The organism is Shewanella nanhaiensis, from assembly GCF_019457885.1.
Classification (GTDB): Bacteria; Pseudomonadota; Gammaproteobacteria; order Enterobacterales; family Shewanellaceae; genus Shewanella; species Shewanella nanhaiensis.
Genome location: NZ_JAHZST010000012.1, coordinates 69,912 through 86,215 on the forward strand (window position 1 = coordinate 69,912; position 16,304 = coordinate 86,215).

A 16,304-nucleotide genomic window follows, 5' to 3' on the forward strand; every position below is an offset into this window, starting at 1 on the left:
GGCTTGCTAGAACGTTCGCAAGCTTACGGCTAGAGCACTTCGCTGCTAGAGTGGACGGTCGGAATCTAGATGCTAGAACGCTACGCTACTAGAGCGGGCTTTGCCCTGCTATAAAAGCAAAAGCTTAAGAGCCAGGGTTATATACTACGTCAGTGCTATCTTTTGATTTTATAGAATCTAGAAGGAGCGTAGCGACGTTCTCGCCGTGACGAAGTCACGACCTAGCAGCGCAGCGCTCTGTTTCACGGAAGGAGTCAATCAAATGAGATTCGAACAACTGGATGTTTGGAAAAGAGCTTCAAGGTTATCGTGCGACATATACAAGGCCACAGAAACAGTACAAAACTGGGGTTTTAAAGACCAAATAACACGCTCTGGTTTATCTGTGCCTTCAAACATTGCTGAGGGAGAAGAGCGTGAAACCAACAAAGAGAAAATACGTTTTTTGTATTACGCCAAAGGTTCACTAGGCGAGCTGGTTACACAGTTATATATCGGAATTGAAATCGGTTATCTAGAAAAGCATTCCTCATTGGAAATGGTAAAAGAAGCCAAAGAACTCGCAAAAATCTTAGGTACTATGATCAAAAAGAAAGAGTCAAAAATTAAAGAAGAACCAGCAGTCTACCAGACGAAGTAATTATTGCTGTTATAGCAGCGTAGCGCTCTAGCCGCGAAGCGTCCTAGAATCTAGAATCTGAAGAGAATATGAACAAACAAATACAACAAAGTTACACCGACGCAAATTTTCCATCCACACAACAAATGGAAAGTTCAGACGAGATCGATCTCCGCGAGCTCTTTTCCGTCATCTGGCAAGGCAAATGGCTCATCATCGCCATCACTACTGTTTTCGCCATTGGCTCAGTCATCTTCGCCCTCATACAGCCAAATATCTATAAGTCAGAAGCGTTATTAGCTCCAGCAAGTGAAGAACAAAGCGGTGGATTAAGTGCATTAGCGGGTCAGTTTGGCGGCCTAGCCAGTATGGCTGGTATAAATCTAGGTGGAGGTGGCGGCGTTGATAAAACTCAGATGGCCATCGAGGTGATGAAGTCACGTCAATTTGCGAGTAACTTTATCAAATCTCATAATATTCTGCCTGACTTAATGGCTGCTGAAGAGTGGAATATGTCAGCTGATACGCTAAATTACGATGCTGAAATCTATAACTCAGAAACTAAAACCTGGGTACGTGAAGTTAAAGCGCCGTTTAAACCTGAACCTTCAATGCAAGAGGCTTACAAAGAGTTTAGTAAAGCTATTTCTGTTAACTCTGCTAAAGATACAGGTATGGTAACTATATCAGTAGAGCATTTGTCACCTAGTGTTGCTCAACAATGGGTAGATTGGTTAATTTTAGACATCAACAAAGTGATGAAAGATCGTGATGTTGCCGAGGCCATTCGGAGTAGCGAATTCCTTAATAAGCAAATAGCGCTTACAAACGTCGCAGATATCCGTTCTATTCTTTACAAATTAATCGAAGAGCAAGCAAAAACAATTATGTTTGCTGAAGTGCGCGATGAATATGTTTTTAAAACGATTGATCCGGCTTTAGTTCCAGAAGAAAAAGCCGGTCCTAAAAGAGCACTAATATGTGTACTTGGTACTATGTTAGGCGGCATGTTAGCTGTAATGATTGTTTTAATAAGACACTTTGTTAGAAAAGACGATAGCCTGGAGAACCTAGAACCTAGAACCTAGAACCTAGAACCTAGAACCTAGAATCTAGAACCTTCTTATGGGTCCGTCTCAAAATGGATTATAAGTGTCTCAGCCTGGTTCTATAGGCTGAGATAAGAAAGTGTGATTATTCAATTCACAACGTCTAAATTGAACTTGTTTTAGGCAAGTAATACATCTTGGAAGCATAAAAATGAAAATTTTAGTCACAGGTGGAGCGGGTTTCATTGGCTCAGCGGTAGTGCGTCATGTCATCAATAATACACAAGATAGTGTTATCAATGTCGATAAATTAACCTATGCGGGTAACCTTGAGTCGTTAGCAAGCATTGAGTCAAATGAACGTTATGTTTTCGAGCAAGTTGATATTTGTGACCGTGCTGAATTAGACAGAGTTTTCGCAAAGTGTAAGCCTGACGCTGTTATGCACTTAGCAGCAGAATCTCATGTTGATCGTTCTATCACCGGTCCTGCCGATTTCATCCAAACGAATATTGTCGGCACCTATACTCTTCTTGAAGCGACGCGAGCGTATTGGAACACATTGTCAGAAGATGCTAAGCAAGCATTTCGTTTCCATCATATATCTACCGATGAAGTCTATGGCGATCTACCGCACCCTGACGATATTGAAGGTGGAAAAGAGCCCTCAGCGAATAAAGAGTTACCTTTATTTACCGAAACTACATCATATGAACCTTCAAGCCCTTACTCTGCATCTAAGGCAAGTTCAGATCATCTTGTTCGCGCTTGGTTAAGAACTTATGGCTTACCGACGATAGTAACCAACTGTTCAAATAACTATGGTCCATACCACTTCCCTGAAAAGCTTATCCCATTAGTTATTTTAAATGCATTAGAAGGAAAGCCATTACCTATTTACGGGAAAGGCGATCAAATTCGCGACTGGTTATATGTAGAAGATCACGCTAGAGCACTTTATAAAGTAGTTACTGAAGGTGCTGTTGGAGAAACTTATAACATTGGTGGTCATAACGAAAAACAAAACTTAGAAGTTGTGAAAACTATTTGCACAATTTTAGACTCATTAGTGCCAAAAGAATCAAAATACGAAGACCTGATTATTTATGTGACAGACAGACCAGGCCACGACAGACGCTATGCGATTGATTCAAGTAAAATGCAGCGTGAACTTGGCTGGACGCCCATAGAGACATTTGAAACAGGCCTTAAAAAGACAGTTGAATGGTATTTGACTAATCAAGAATGGTGTCAACATGTGCAAGATGGGAGTTATCAACGTGAACGTCTAGGTGTTGAGTTATTAGTTAAAGAGGAGGGGAAGTAATGAAAGGAATTATATTGGCGGGTGGTTCAGGTACACGGTTACACCCTATAACAAAAGGCGTATCAAAGCAGTTATTGCCTATATATGATAAGCCAATGATTTACTATCCAATCTCTGTATTAATGCTAGCAGGTATTAATGAAATCCTTATTATTACAACGCCTGAAGAGCAAGATGGGTTTGTACGTTTATTAGGTGATGGTTCTGATTTTGGAATTAGTTTGACTTACGCCGTGCAACCCAAGCCTGATGGCTTAGCGCAAGCGTTTATAATAGGTGAATCGTTTATAGGAACGGATGATGTCTGTTTAGCACTTGGTGACAATATCTTTTTCGGACAGGCATTTGGTAAGCAGCTAAAGCATGCTGTACAAAACCTAGCTGGAGCGACAGTATTTGGCTATAAAGTAATGGATCCTGAACGTTTTGGTGTTGTGGAGTTTGATGAGAACTTTAAAGCTTTATCTATAGAGGAAAAGCCTATAACGCCGAAATCGAATTGGGCTGTAACAGGTCTATATTTTTATAATAATTCAGTTGTTAATATTGCTAAAAATGTAAAAAAATCAGAAAGAGGTGAGTTTGAAATCACATCAGTGAATCAAGCATATCTAGAACGAGGAGAGTTGAATGTTGAGCAATTGGGGAGAGGGTTTGCTTGGTTGGATACCGGAACACATGACTCTTTAATTGAAGCTTCACAATTTGTTCAAACAGTAGAGAAAAGGCAAGGCTTTAAAATAGCGTGCTTAGAAGAAATTGCTTTGGCACAGGGATGGTTGAGTAGGGCGCAAGTTAAAGATATTGCATTATCTTTAGCTAAAACTGGTTATGGCCAATACTTACTCCATTTAGTACAGGATTTCGAAGGTTAAAGATGAAAAAATATACGGTTGTTGGAAGTACAGGTTTTATAGGTAATAATCTAGTTCGTTTTTTGACGGAAAAAGGTGAGGAAGTTACTGAAATTAATCGAATTGCACCATCTAGAAATGAATCACTAGGAACGATCGTATATTGTGCAGGCTTTGGTGGATGTGATGAACCTCAAAAAGTATTAGACGCAAATCTGACATTTTTAATGAAGTTATTAGATGAATGTAATTATGAACGATTTATTTATATCTCATCAACTAGAGTGTATTTGAATGCTACTACAGGGACTGAAAAATCTAATCTAGTTATTTCCTCCGGTGATAAACGTAGTGTATTTAATTTATCCAAGATTACTGCAGAAAAACTATCAACAAATAATCCTAAGCTAATCTCATTGAGAGTCAGTAATGTTTATGGTGATGCATTTAATAGCCCTTTATTTCTGCCTACTATAATAAGAGATGCAATAAAAAGTCGCAAAATTAAGATGTTTACATCTGGCGATTATTCAAAGGACTATATAAATGTTTTGGATGTTTGCAATGCAATATATTTATTGTCAAAGAAAGAAGACCTGTCTCATGATGTGTATAACATAGCTTATTCTAAAAAAGTGACTGCAGATGAGATATTAGAAGAAATATCTAAATCTGTTGAGCATGATGTTGAATGGAATACGACTAGTGTAGAAGAGTTTTATCCGGAAATTTGTATTAAACGTTTACGTCATGAGATTAATTTTGAACCGTCTTTTGTTTTAGATGATGTCGAGAGAATGATTCGTTTATTTCGCGATAATATAGATAAATTGTAATTACTTTGGGTTTTTTATGAATGTCATAGATACAGAAATTGAAGATGTAAAGATTATTGAACCTGATGTTTTTGGTGATAATCGAGGTTTCTTTATGGAAACCTGGAATCAAGAACAATTTGAAATTATTGTAGCAGGTAAAAAAACAAGGTTTGTACAAGATAATCACTCCAAATCTAAAAAGGGGATCTTACGAGGTTTACATTATCAAAGAGTAAAATCGCAAGGAAAACTTGTCCGAGTTGTTGCTGGTGAAGTATTTGATGTGGCCGTAGATATACGTAAAAACTCAAGTACTTACGGTCAATGGGTAGGTGAATATTTATCCTCAGAAAACAAAAGACAACTTTGGATACCTGAAGGTTTTGCACATGGTTTTTATGTTTTAAGTGATGAAGCCGAATTTGTATATAAATGTACTAATTATTATCACCCAGAATCTGAAGTAAGCATCGCTTGGAATGATGTAGATATCGCAATTGATTGGCCATTATTAGGAGAACCTTTGCTATCAGATAAAGATTGCAAAGGACTAAGTTTAAGAGACTTAAAGGATTTGTGATGGATATAAAGTTAATTCAGTTTCAAAGTCACGGGGACGAACGAGGCTCGTTAGTCTCTTTAGAAGATCATAAAAACATACCTTTTACGATAAAACGTGTTTATTATCTTTTCAATACAAAAGATGATGTTAGACGCGGTTTTCACGCTCATAAAAAACTTAAGCAGTTGGCAGTTGTGTTAAAAGGGTCTTGTCGCTTTTTATTGGACGATGGGAAAGAAAAGATAGATATCTTATTAGATAACCCTTCGCAAGGTTTGTATATTGAATCATTTTTATGGCGAGAAATGTATGATTTTTCTGAAGATTGCGTATTGTTAGTATTAGCAGACTCTTTTTATGATGAATCTGATTACATTAGGGATTATCAAGATTTTATAGAAATAGTAAACCATGATTCATAAATTATCTGATGTTCTATCTTCGAATATAGGAAGTGATACTAATATTTGGCAGTTTTGCGTTGTATTACCTAATTCTATTATTGGAGATTCGTGTAATATTTGCTCACACTGTTTGATCGAAAATGATGTGTTAATTGGTAATCATGTTACGATTAAAAGTGGAGTGCAAATTTGGGATGGAATAACGATAGAAGATAGGGTCTTCATTGGTCCTAATGTGACGTTTACAAATGATAAGTCACCACGTTCTAAAAAATATCCTGAAAAGTTTCTTAGAACCCTAATCAAAAAAAATGCTTCAATCGGAGCGAACGCGACAATTTTACCAGGTATTACGATTGGCGAGTATGCAATGGTAGGTGCTGGTGCCGTTGTAACCAAAGATGTTCACCCACACACTACAGTGGTTGGCAATCCTGCGAGAGAGATATAATGATTCCGTTTTTAGATCTAAAAGCCACAAATCAACAGTATGAAACTGAGCTTAAGGAAGCTTGTAATCGTGTTATAGATTCCGGCTGGTACATTATGGGAAAAGAGGTTGAATTATTTGAACAAGAATTCGCTTCATTCTGTGGCAGCCAAAAAGCTATTGGAGTCGCGAACGGATTAGATGCATTAATATTGACTCTAAGGGCTTGGAAGGAACTTGGGAAGTTAAAAGATGGTGATGAAGTTATCGTTCCAGCAAATACATATATAGCTTCGATTCTTGCAATTACGGAAAATAACCTCATTCCTATCTTAGTTGATCCTGATTCAGGTACTTTCAATCTTACAGTTAAAGGAATACTTGCTAGTTTAACATCAAAAACAAGAGCCATTTTACCTGTACATTTATATGGGCAAATCTCTCCAATGAAAGATATCATGGCTCTAGCAGAAAAACATGGTTTATTGGTGCTTGAGGATTGCGCTCAGTCGCATGGAGCGATGATTGATGGTAGAAAAGCTGGAACATGGGGAGATGCGGGGGCGTTTAGCTTTTATCCTGGTAAAAACCTTGGTGCGTTGGGAGATGCGGGAGCTGTAACAACTAACGATAATGAGCTTTACAACGTTATCAATGCATTACGTAATTATGGTTCTACTGAAAAGTATAAAAATGAATATAAAGGGCTTAATAGTAGGCTAGATGAAATCCAAGCCGCAATGCTAAGAGTCAAGTTAAAACATTTGGATCGAGAAACAACTATTCGTCAGAATTTTGCAGCTAAATATATTGCGGGCATATTTAATCCACTGATTGAATTACCTATAGTTGTCGATATCGAAGGACACGTATGGCATTTATTCGTTGTGAAAACAAAAACTAGAAAAGAGTTTTCCGAGTACTTAAGTGAAAATGGCATTCAGTCTCTAATACATTATCCAATAGCTCCACATAAACAAGGAGCCTATAGTGAAATGAATAGTCATTCATATCCAATATCAGAAATGTTACATGAGAGTGTTTTAAGCATTCCAATAAGCTCAACGATGAAAGAATGTGAAGTTGAAAAGATTATTTCTACAATTAATAACTACAAAGGTAGTGTTAAATAGATATTGTTTAGCATTGAAGTTTCTTTAATGTTGTTATTGTATAGAGTCATTCGTAGACAAACTCTAAGTTTGACTCATATCTACAGTTTGCTAGAAGAAGTCTGATGATGATAGTGGAAGAACGAGAAGTGTTGGTTAGTTGTATTTTAGCTGTTAATCGGTTAGATGGTTTTCTTCCGGTAGCTATTGATAGTATTTTGACACAGACATACCGAAACTTAGAGTTAATTATCATTGCAAATAACTGCAATGAAGATTTATGGTCATTTTTAGAAGAGATTAAAAAAACTGATAGCCGTATAATAACTAGGAGGACTAGTATAGGGCAGTTAGTTTTCAACTTAAATTATGGGATCGATATTGCTAGAGGGAAGTATATTGCCAGAATGGACGCTGATGATATTTCCCTGCCAACAAGAATCGAAAAGCAAATAGACTTCCTAGAAAAACATAAAAGTGTAAATATGTTGGCAACAAATTTTGTCAGAATTAATATTGCTGATGAAATAATTTCCAAGCCGATCACTAATACTTTTGATAATAAGGACATTAGGAAAGAGTTGAAGTATTCTAACCCTATTGCCCACCCGTCATTGATGTTTAGAAAATGTGATGTTATTAAAAATAGAGGCTATAGTTGGTCTTTCTGGGCAGAAGATTATGAATATCACCTTCGCGCAAGCAGGAACCCGGATTATAAATTTCACTGTTTATCTGACGTGTTATTACATTACAGGGTGTCAGATTCACAAATGACAGCCAATAATGATAATATTGTCAATTATGCTGACGAAAGTGCTTTACTTTATCGAGAGTGGATAATAACTGGAGATAAAGCATATTTGTTAAGAATTATTTTGTTAAGCCGAACATTTAGAAGTGTAAGTAGACCTATTAAGAATGTTGTAAGGAGGTTTTTTGTTAAGAAAAATCATTAATCTTGCTACATCATCCGTCACGCAGTTAACGATCAGAACATTTACTTTTTTTTATCTCTCATACCTTTTTACATTGACGGAAATGGGGTATTTTACTCTATCTATTACAGTTGCTACTTTGGCTGTTAATGTTGTGACTTTTGGCGCTTATAATTTAATTATGGAGCAAGGGGAAAGTGAAAAAGACATTCAGGGGTTTGTGAGGAAAGATTTTTTATTTTACGCCGTTAATATGATTGTTTTCGCGTTGTCGTTTTCACTCTTTCATTTTATCTTTAAAATGGATGTTCCACTTTATTTATCTTTACTCTTTTTACTTGGAGAGATGCTTCAGGTAGTTTTTATATTTATTTTTTCTTCTTATTACTTAACTATAAAAAAACCTGAAAAATTTAACCACTTACGCAATGTTAATACCGCAATATATTTATGTGTGTTTATGTCGTTTATTTTGCTAACGGATAAAACGGTAAGTAGTTGGGGGGGGCTATACTTTTTATCTGCAGTGTTGTTTGTGATTTACGGGTTTTACTATGTAGGAAAAGGCTTCTATAAATATGAAACCCATAAAGTAGGATGTAATCCTCGTGATATAGGAAGACTCTATATTAATAGAGTTTTTAAAGGTAAGCATTATTTCATCTCTTCAGTCGCACGCGCTTTGTTAACGGCTAGTGATAAACTTGTGATAGTTTGGCTTTTTGGATATGATAAGTTGGGATTATATTCGTTAGCGGAGAAAGCTGTGACGGCTTTTAATATACCAGTCTCAGCATACCTACAGTTAAATGAACCGAAGTATTACACTTGCAACAGAGTGAAAAGGCTTGAGATTTTATTAAGTCTTATTCCAGTGGTTTTATTATATTTCTTATTTATATATTCTAGTTATCTAGTGTTGGGTTCCAAGCTCTTCCTGTTACTTGGATTGCCTGAGAAGTTTCAAGCACCTTTTTCCATTCTAAGCACTATGCTACTATATATAATATCAGTGAATATTTTCAATGGTTTGATGCATTTGTTTAATGGGACTGGGAAAATAAGGCTCAGAATTAACCTTACATTGCTAGCGCTATTCGTTTTTACTATTTCAGCATACTTGGGGAATAAGTTTTTTGTTGGCTTTGATATAGTTATTTTGATTGTTATGTTCTTTTTTACTCAGTTGTTAGTTTCTATTCCTTTTTATATTAGGTATATAATAAATTATGTTCATATCAGAAAAACACCTGTCAGAATGTGATGTAATGTCTAAGGGTGCTTCGATAAATCCGCGTTTACTGCTCAATGAACAGAGATATGATGTTATCATTAAATACGTCGTTGCACTGTTTTTTAAAAATGGATTTTGTCATGAGAGTTTACCTAGAAGAATAAAAGACATCTATATTGAACATATAAAAATTGTTACGGAAGGGAAGTTTTCAGAGCTATCTTCGTCAAAAAAAACTGCCGATGAGTATCTTTATAGGTTTTATGAGCTTTACAATAATATAAAGGAGAGTGGCTTTCAGAATGAACTGGGTGCTATACCTTTAGCAAATAATGACACTATAATAAATGGTGCTCATAGACTTGCTGTAGCTTTAGTGTTGGATATTGAAAGCATACCTGTTTTAAAATTAGATATAGCGCCGTTAAAGTATAGCGAAAGTTTTTTTATTAAGTCAGGTTTGCCTCAGCAAGAATTGGATTTCGTAAATATTTTATTTTCTGATGTTTATCAGGGGGCTTATATCGCTTGTCTTTGGCCCAGCGTTAAGCACAACTTAGATAAAGTGAAAACCATCTTAGGACCAAGAGTCGTGTCTTACAGAGAGATTGAGTTTACAGAAGTTGGTAAGAAAAACTTGCTGTTACAGCTTTACCCATATGAGAGTTGGATTGGTAATCCAGGTAATGGATTTTCAGGTTTGAATAACAAAATACTTCCATGCTTTAAAAATGGTGAGAATGCACAATTTATCTTATTTATAAACGATTCACTTGAACAAGTATTGAAGTTAAAAGATAAGGTTCGCTCTTTACATAGTAATGGAAAACATTCTATTCATATCACCGACACTAAGAATGAAGTGAATATTTTATCGAGGCTTATTTTTTCATTAGAAACTCAAAAAATTATGGATGTGGCAGTACCTTGGACATTTCCATCTTTCTATGAGGAAATATCAAAGCTAGCAAACTCTAGCTATAAAAAAGGTATCGTTTTAGTTGGGAGTTCTTCATTAGGTATTTTAGGTAAGCGGCTACCCTCTGATGTTGATTATTTAAACATATCTAGTAATAGTGAAACTAAAAGTAACTTGCTGAGTCTTTCCGACGCATTTTCAGAGCATCTCACTGAAAAAAGATATTACGCTCCAGATTGCATCGATAAGTTTTCTGTCGGATACGATGTGTATTATTTTCTTGGTGTTAGTTTTGCATCATTAAACATAATCGTTGATATGAAAACAAAAAGGTCAGAGGCTAAAGATATCGATGATGTCACTATGCTGATGCCATATTGCAAGAAAAGTACATCTAGAATAGATAAGCTAGCGAATAGATTTCTCAAAGTAAAAGCCAAAGTGAGATGGACTTTATTAGATATGCTCAAATTTCTAGGGATAGATCTCTTTGTTTATACGACATATATTAAAATTAAGGGTTTTTTTAAATGAAAGGGAAATTAAAAAGATTTGTAAAATCAAATCCTTTCTTATTTTGGTTGTATGAAAGTTGTTTTCAAAGGCCTATTATTAATCTTTTTAATAGTAATCATAATAGAAAGGTTTTGTTCAGTTATAGTACGTATCATTTTAGTAAAAAAAGTTATTTAGGTCATTCTAATTATCAGGAGTCATCTATAATTGCATCCATATTTGATAGTTTGAAATATCAAGTTGATGTGGTAAATAATAACAAATTTACAGGTCTAGACTTAGGTTCTTACGATATAATATTTGGTGAAGGTCTACCTTTATTTCAAGCTGTCGAAGGGAAAAAAAGCGGTTGCTTGACTATCTATTATGGTACTGGCTCTCACCCTTTTCATTGTACTGAGGAGTCTAACAAACGTTTAATTTCATTTTATCAAGCAAATTCTTATCTAGCTTTGTCGTCATTACGAACTAGCGATTGGAGGTGGGGAGTAGCTGCATCCCTTTGTGATAACGTTATATGTATTGGAAATGAAGATACTAAAAATAGTTTTCTTACAAATGGAACAAATTCAGTTTTCTGTATTGATCCTAGTTTTCATAAGCGAGACGATTCGAAAGGTATTGTTGAGTCAAAGAATTATGATACATGCAGAAAGACTGTACTTTGGTTAGGAAGTTATGGGTTATTGCACAAGGGGTTAGATTTAGCTGTTGAAGCTTTTAGGCAACGACCAGATTGGACTTTGCACGTTTGCGGGCATACATCATTAGAAAGTGATTTTATAAAAGTGCTTGATACACCCCATAATGTAATAGTTCACGGCTTCCTCAACGTTCTATCTGATGAGTTTAAGGTCATACTTGAAGATTCAGCCTTTGTGATATTACCTTCTTGCTCAGAAGGTACAGCTACTGCGGTTTTAACTGCGGTAGGGAATGGTGGATTGATACCACTAGTAACAAAAGAATGCGGTTTTGATGTGGATGATTTTGGTTTTAAAATTCAATTGAGTGTTGCGGATATAGTTCATCAATTGGACCAAATTGATGAACTTGATAGTTTAAGTATCAAATCTCTATCAATCAATGGACACTCTATAGTAAATGATAGATATACGGCTGGTAATTATAGAGAAAAACTTGAAGAAAATATAACAAAAATTCTCAACGGATGTAAATGATGAATCCACTTGTTAGTATACTTGTACCTGTCTTTAATCATTCTAAGTATATAGAAGAGTGTTTGAACTCTATAGTAAATACTGATTATCCTAATTTGGAGTTAGTTCTATGTGATGATGGTTCGACTGATAATTCAGTTGAAATAATTAATAGTTGGCTAAATAAGCATCGTCAGTTAAGACATGTTTTCTTGACTCAAAAAAATATGGGTGTTTGTAAAACACTGAATAGATTGATAACAGCATCCTCAGGCGAATATATTGTTATTTGCGCAAGTGATGATAGCTTGTCGAGTGATAGTATTACTGTTAGATATGATTATTTAATTAATAATCCTAGTAAGCATGCTGTCATTGGAGATGCATCAGTTTTTGATGAGAACTCAAAGTTTGTTAATATATCTGCCATGAAATCATTGTTTTATGCTAATTATAACAATCTCAATTCAAATATCGTAAGAGAGCTGGTGTTGAGATGGTCCGTAGTTGGGCCAACAATAATGTTAAAAAGAAAAGTATATGATGATCTCGGTTTGTATGATGAGGGATTACTAATAGAAGACAGAGAGTTTTACCTTAGGATTCTTAAACAAAACAAGCTTGGATTTATACCTGTTGGCGTTGCTAATTATCGGATTCATAACGGAAACGCTAGTAGAAAAAGTATTTCATCGAGGTTAAAAGTCTCCGAACAAGTAGCAATATCAAATCTTAAACATTGCAGTGACTTTGACCCAGTTTGTAACTTTTTTTTGATGAGTCACAAAGTTGACCTTTTGTGGGTAAAAATGGGAACAGGGAGACTTACTTTTTATTCTCTATTTATATTTAGGGCAATTAGGCGATTTGTTTTTAGTCCATTTAGATTTTTTTAAAAGACCGTGATGATGATTTATACTAGTTTTATATTATCTTTGCTATCACTTTCAATTATTTCTTTTTTGATTGTCAGGGATATGAGGTGTTATCGAAATTTGGTTTTTTTTAACCCCTTCTTTTGGGCTTCTATTTATATAGCATTTTATCTAATTCTCCCTTCATTTTTTGTAACAGAAATTAATTATTATTTTGATTGGAGGCTTAGTGAAGATTCAATTCTATATAGCTCAATATTGATTTGTTTTTATAGTTTTTATATTTCAATTTTTTATTATTTATATCCATCGTCATTCCGGTTTAATATAGAATTTCATGATGTATCATGCAGTAGGATCGTGCAGGTTTTATGGTTGGTTATTTTAGTTTATTTGCTTTACGTTCTTTACCTAAACATAACCTCATTTGACGCTAAAGCAGCTTTCTCATACGCAGGGGAAGAAAAGGATGTTTTTAAGTTAAAAAACCTAGCTTATTTTTTAATTCCAATTACTGTCTTTGTTTTCTTTAAGTATAAAAGCACGTTAATATTTATTCCAGTAGTTATTATTTCTATTTTAGATCTTTTAAATGGTTCAAGGACGATTGCATTTATAGCAATTATCCCGATTTTTATTTGCTATAGTTTTCATCGTAAGTCCTTATTTATTATTCCCGGACTTATTGCTGTTTCATTGTTACTCTTACTAGGGGTTCTTAGAACGGATAATGTTGTAGGGGGTGTTCCTTGGTATTTAAGTGCAATTGGTGAATTTAGAGAGACTTATATAACGTTACCTTTATTTATTGCTAATGATGATTATGTTCATGGTGGTAGTATATTTCATTTGTTAAGTGCCATTGGAGCTGGTGTTTTATTTATATTTAGAGGTCAAATTTCAGAAACATATGTTTTTGCGGGTAAATTTATTGCTGAAGATGTAGATCGTGGTTATGGTTTGGCATCTAATATTATAATTGAAAGTGCATATTATGGTTACGCTGGTTTAATTTTCACATTATTAGCTTTTCCATTATTATTATATGTTACAAGGTCTTTAATAATGAGAAGTCCGTTAATCAATGCGATTGTTTTTAGTTCTATAACTGTCATTATTCTTCGACTGGTGTTCAGGGAAGGTCTGTATTTGAGTTTGGGAGCATTGTTGCTTATAGGTTTATTCTATTTGTTCCCAGTTTTTTTGTTAAATAAAGTCAGGTGGCGTAAGCATTGTTAAAGTCAATAGTTGGTTTTTTTATTAAGGATGATGCCAGATGATAAATAATTTTGACATACTGCGTTTTTATTTAGCTTTAGCTGTTGTTTGGCATCATTTTATATTTTTGTTGGGTTTTCCTCCTTTAACTAGTATATTCAACGTCTTTGATCCAGAAACTGCTGTTAGAGCGTTTTTTGTTATTAGTGGAGCTCTTATTTGGGAAAGTGCAAAGAATACTCCAAGTAAAAGAGTATTTTTTTATAAAAGGTTTTTTAGAATATTTCCTGCTTATATTACTGTCCTGATTATATCCGTAATAATTTCATTGGTTTTATTTGATGCTGATTTAGTATCTGTTTCAAAATATTTTTTTTGGAACGCTACGACTCTAAACTTTATGCAACCCTGTATCGGAGATGTATATGATACTCATCTCCTTTGCGCTCAAAATGGTTCTTTATGGACAATTAAAATAGAGGTTGCTTACTATCTTTTAGTTCTTGTAATATTTTATATTTTCAGTAATTTCTCATCAAGGTTATACTTTTTATTAGGGATGCTCTCGTTCTTATTACATATCCTATTTGTAAATTTTGGTCTATTTGAACTGTCGTTATCATTAAAGAATCAATTGCCTTTCTTGTTGTTTTATTTTTATTTAGGCTCATATTTTAACCCGATCTTTAAAAGGATGGATGTGAGGGCTAATTTGATATTATTTCTAATATGTTCTTTGCTCTATTATTTTTCGGAGCTGTTTTATCCATTATTTGTTGTTTCATTCGTATTCTTTGTTGTTTATGGATTGCCTCTGTACTTTAACATAAATAAATATGGAGATGTTTCTTATGGACTTTATATATATCACTTTCCTATAATTCAGTTATTTATTAGCTTAGGTGTCTATACGTCGATGTCCCACTATGGCGCAGCTTTTTTTACTATATTCGTTGTATGCGTTATTTCATATCTTTCTTGGCATCTTATTGAGCGACCGAGCTTGGAATTCGCAAAAAGATTGAATAAAGGTTCTAAGTCGAATGCAGTTAATCGTTCTCGTATAAATTAAGATGAGAAAAGTCTTCACTTCCTCTTTCTTAATCGCTTACTTTGGGAAGTACGGTTTTAACTTAACTGGTTTTTTGCCTCTATATACAGATGCTATTCATTAGTTATAGTTAGTTAATGTTTTTCGTTTAATATTTTTTAATCAAGATAGTAAATTTTATGTTTTTATGTTTTGAAGTGGATTGTTATTATGCTGCTAAATAAAAAAGTGTTGTTCATTGCTCCATCTTTTTTTGGCTATGAAGACGATATAAGAAGAGAGTTGGAGTTATTAGGGGCTCAAGTTGATTATTTTGACGAAAGACCATTCACGTCATCATTTGCTAAAATAGTTAACAGACTTGATTTTAAGTTTTTCATTAAGAAAAATATAGACGAACACTTCAGGGCAATTGTTAAGAAAAGCGAGTTGGAAGTTTATGATTTCTTGTTTGTAATCTCTCCCGAAACGTTAGATTCACACGTTATAGATAGTATTAAAAAGGTTAATCCGTCAATTGTTTCTATTCTATATATGTGGGATTCGTTTCATAACAAGGAAAATGCACGGAAACTTTTGCCACATTTTGATGACATTATTTCTTTCGACTCTAGAGATAAAACTATAAATGCAAGTATTAGATTCTTACCACTATTTTATAATAAAGATTTCGAAAGTAGAAGTGATAAGTTGGAGACTTCTTACGATTTTGATGTGTCATTCATTGGGACAGTTCACAGTGATAGGGTAAAGCTAGTTAAAAAAATATTTAAGCAGGCAGAGGCTAACAATTTAAAAACATTCAGTTTTTATTATTGTCCTAGTAAATTGTTATTTTGGTTAAAAAAAACGTTCACGAAAGAATTAAATCATATTTCTTATTCTGAAGTTTCATTTAAACCTATGTGTAAAAATGCAATTAGAAATATTTTTATGAAGTCAAAATGTGTGATTGATATTCAGCATCCTGAACAATCAGGGTTAACAATGCGTTCTATAGAAATGTTAGGGTTGCAACGGAAAGTATTAACTACTAATCATCATGTTAAAAGTTATGATTTTTTTGATGGGAGAAATATTTTGGTAATAGATAGAATAAATCCTAAAGTTCCAACTAAGTTTATTTGTTCTAATTATATTGTGCCCAATGAAAATGTAGTGTTCAATTATTCTTTAAATAGTTGGATTAAGTCTATTTTTAACATTAATTGAGGTTTA

The 16,304-nt window shown here is 34.2% G+C and carries 17 protein-coding genes; all 17 read left to right on the forward strand.

The annotated features are described in order from the left end of the window. Nucleotides 1-262: 262 nt before the first annotated feature. The 17 genes from K0625_RS16160 to K0625_RS16240 all read left to right on the forward strand — a co-directional run bounded on the left by K0625_RS16160 (nt 263) and on the right by K0625_RS16240 (nt 16,298). Nucleotides 263-640 (forward strand): four helix bundle protein, encoded by a 378-nt coding sequence (locus K0625_RS16160; protein ID WP_220110635.1) that lies wholly within the window; start codon nt 263-265, stop codon nt 638-640. Nucleotides 641-708: 68 nt separating this feature from the next. Then, a complete protein-coding gene (locus K0625_RS16165) occupies nt 709-1,707 on the forward strand; it encodes a Wzz/FepE/Etk N-terminal domain-containing protein (protein ID WP_220110636.1) in 999 nt (332 codons plus the stop codon). Nucleotides 1,708-1,879: 172 nt separating this feature from the next. Next, complete coding sequence (rfbB, locus tag K0625_RS16170) at nt 1,880-2,995, forward strand: dTDP-glucose 4,6-dehydratase (RefSeq protein WP_220110637.1); 1,116 nt, start codon at nt 1,880-1,882, stop codon at nt 2,993-2,995. Next, nucleotides 2,995-3,870 carry a glucose-1-phosphate thymidylyltransferase RfbA gene (rfbA, locus tag K0625_RS16175; protein WP_220110638.1) on the forward strand — a complete coding sequence of 292 codons (876 nt, stop codon included), beginning with the start codon at nt 2,995-2,997 and terminating at the stop codon, nt 3,868-3,870. The genes rfbB and rfbA overlap by 1 nt, the downstream gene beginning before the upstream one ends. Before the next feature lie 2 nt (nt 3,871-3,872). Next, nucleotides 3,873-4,685: an NAD-dependent epimerase/dehydratase family protein gene (locus tag K0625_RS16180; RefSeq protein ID WP_220110639.1), complete on the forward strand. Its 813-nt coding sequence runs from the start codon at nt 3,873-3,875 to the stop codon at nt 4,683-4,685. 16 nt (nt 4,686-4,701) lie between these two features. Next, complete coding sequence (gene rfbC / locus K0625_RS16185; protein ID WP_220110640.1) at nt 4,702-5,247, forward strand: dTDP-4-dehydrorhamnose 3,5-epimerase; 546 nt, start codon at nt 4,702-4,704, stop codon at nt 5,245-5,247. Beyond that, complete coding sequence (locus tag K0625_RS16190) at nt 5,247-5,651, forward strand: sugar 3,4-ketoisomerase (protein WP_220110641.1); 405 nt, start codon at nt 5,247-5,249, stop codon at nt 5,649-5,651. The genes rfbC and K0625_RS16190 overlap by 1 nt, the downstream gene beginning before the upstream one ends. Continuing rightward, entirely contained in the window at nt 5,641-6,084 is a 444-nt protein-coding gene (locus K0625_RS16195) for an acyltransferase (protein ID WP_220110642.1), read from the forward strand. The genes K0625_RS16190 and K0625_RS16195 overlap by 11 nt, the downstream gene beginning before the upstream one ends. Then, nucleotides 6,084-7,196 (forward strand): DegT/DnrJ/EryC1/StrS family aminotransferase, encoded by a 1,113-nt coding sequence (locus K0625_RS16200; protein WP_220110643.1) that lies wholly within the window; start codon nt 6,084-6,086, stop codon nt 7,194-7,196. The genes K0625_RS16195 and K0625_RS16200 overlap by 1 nt, the downstream gene beginning before the upstream one ends. A gap of 104 nt (nt 7,197-7,300) precedes the next feature. Further along, the gene (locus K0625_RS16205; protein ID WP_220110644.1) at nt 7,301-8,134 is read left to right on the forward strand and encodes a glycosyltransferase; all 834 of its coding nucleotides are present in this window, start codon (nt 7,301-7,303) and stop codon (nt 8,132-8,134) included. Further along, entirely contained in the window at nt 8,115-9,377 is a 1,263-nt protein-coding gene (locus K0625_RS16210) for an oligosaccharide flippase family protein (RefSeq protein WP_220110645.1), read from the forward strand. The genes K0625_RS16205 and K0625_RS16210 overlap by 20 nt, the downstream gene beginning before the upstream one ends. Before the next feature lie 4 nt (nt 9,378-9,381). Further along, nucleotides 9,382-10,800: a ParB N-terminal domain-containing protein gene (locus tag K0625_RS16215; RefSeq protein WP_220110646.1), complete on the forward strand. Its 1,419-nt coding sequence runs from the start codon at nt 9,382-9,384 to the stop codon at nt 10,798-10,800. After that, entirely contained in the window at nt 10,797-11,963 is a 1,167-nt protein-coding gene (locus tag K0625_RS16220) for a glycosyltransferase (RefSeq protein ID WP_220110647.1), read from the forward strand. The genes K0625_RS16215 and K0625_RS16220 overlap by 4 nt, the downstream gene beginning before the upstream one ends. Beyond that, on the forward strand, nt 11,960-12,838 hold the full coding sequence (locus K0625_RS16225) for a glycosyltransferase family 2 protein (RefSeq protein WP_220110648.1): 879 nt from the start codon (nt 11,960-11,962) through the stop codon (nt 12,836-12,838). The genes K0625_RS16220 and K0625_RS16225 overlap by 4 nt, the downstream gene beginning before the upstream one ends. A gap of 339 nt (nt 12,839-13,177) precedes the next feature. Then, on the forward strand, nt 13,178-14,056 hold the full coding sequence (locus K0625_RS16230) for a hypothetical protein (RefSeq protein WP_220110649.1): 879 nt from the start codon (nt 13,178-13,180) through the stop codon (nt 14,054-14,056). Nucleotides 14,057-14,093: 37 nt separating this feature from the next. Beyond that, nucleotides 14,094-15,107, forward strand: a complete 1,014-nt coding sequence (locus K0625_RS16235) for an acyltransferase family protein (protein ID WP_220110650.1) — start codon at nt 14,094-14,096, stop codon at nt 15,105-15,107. A 189-nt stretch (nt 15,108-15,296) separates the two neighbouring features. Continuing rightward, nucleotides 15,297-16,298 carry a WaaS/CpsH family glycosyltransferase gene (locus K0625_RS16240; RefSeq protein ID WP_220110651.1) on the forward strand — a complete coding sequence of 334 codons (1,002 nt, stop codon included), beginning with the start codon at nt 15,297-15,299 and terminating at the stop codon, nt 16,296-16,298. Nucleotides 16,299-16,304: the final 6 nt, after the last annotated feature.

Bases quoted from the DNA above. Each gene is read 5' to 3' on its own strand.
- K0625_RS16160 (WP_220110635.1), top strand. From the start codon at position 263: ATGAGATTCGAACAACTGGATGTTTGGAAAAGAGCTTCAAGGTTATCG.
- K0625_RS16165 (WP_220110636.1), top strand. From the start codon at position 709: ATGAACAAACAAATACAACAAAGTTACACCGACGCAAATTTTCCATCC.
- rfbB (WP_220110637.1), top strand. From the start codon at position 1,880: ATGAAAATTTTAGTCACAGGTGGAGCGGGTTTCATTGGCTCAGCGGTA.
- rfbA (WP_220110638.1), top strand. From the start codon at position 2,995: ATGAAAGGAATTATATTGGCGGGTGGTTCAGGTACACGGTTACACCCT.
- K0625_RS16180 (WP_220110639.1), top strand. From the start codon at position 3,873: ATGAAAAAATATACGGTTGTTGGAAGTACAGGTTTTATAGGTAATAAT.
- rfbC (WP_220110640.1), top strand. From the start codon at position 4,702: ATGAATGTCATAGATACAGAAATTGAAGATGTAAAGATTATTGAACCT.
- K0625_RS16190 (WP_220110641.1), top strand. From the start codon at position 5,247: ATGGATATAAAGTTAATTCAGTTTCAAAGTCACGGGGACGAACGAGGC.
- K0625_RS16195 (WP_220110642.1), top strand. From the start codon at position 5,641: ATGATTCATAAATTATCTGATGTTCTATCTTCGAATATAGGAAGTGAT.
- K0625_RS16200 (WP_220110643.1), top strand. From the start codon at position 6,084: ATGATTCCGTTTTTAGATCTAAAAGCCACAAATCAACAGTATGAAACT.
- K0625_RS16205 (WP_220110644.1), top strand. From the start codon at position 7,301: ATGATGATAGTGGAAGAACGAGAAGTGTTGGTTAGTTGTATTTTAGCT.
- K0625_RS16215 (WP_220110646.1), top strand. From the start codon at position 9,382: ATGTCTAAGGGTGCTTCGATAAATCCGCGTTTACTGCTCAATGAACAG.
- K0625_RS16220 (WP_220110647.1), top strand. From the start codon at position 10,797: ATGAAAGGGAAATTAAAAAGATTTGTAAAATCAAATCCTTTCTTATTT.
- K0625_RS16225 (WP_220110648.1), top strand. From the start codon at position 11,960: ATGATGAATCCACTTGTTAGTATACTTGTACCTGTCTTTAATCATTCT.
- K0625_RS16235 (WP_220110650.1), top strand. From the start codon at position 14,094: ATGATAAATAATTTTGACATACTGCGTTTTTATTTAGCTTTAGCTGTT.
- K0625_RS16240 (WP_220110651.1), top strand. From the start codon at position 15,297: ATGCTGCTAAATAAAAAAGTGTTGTTCATTGCTCCATCTTTTTTTGGC.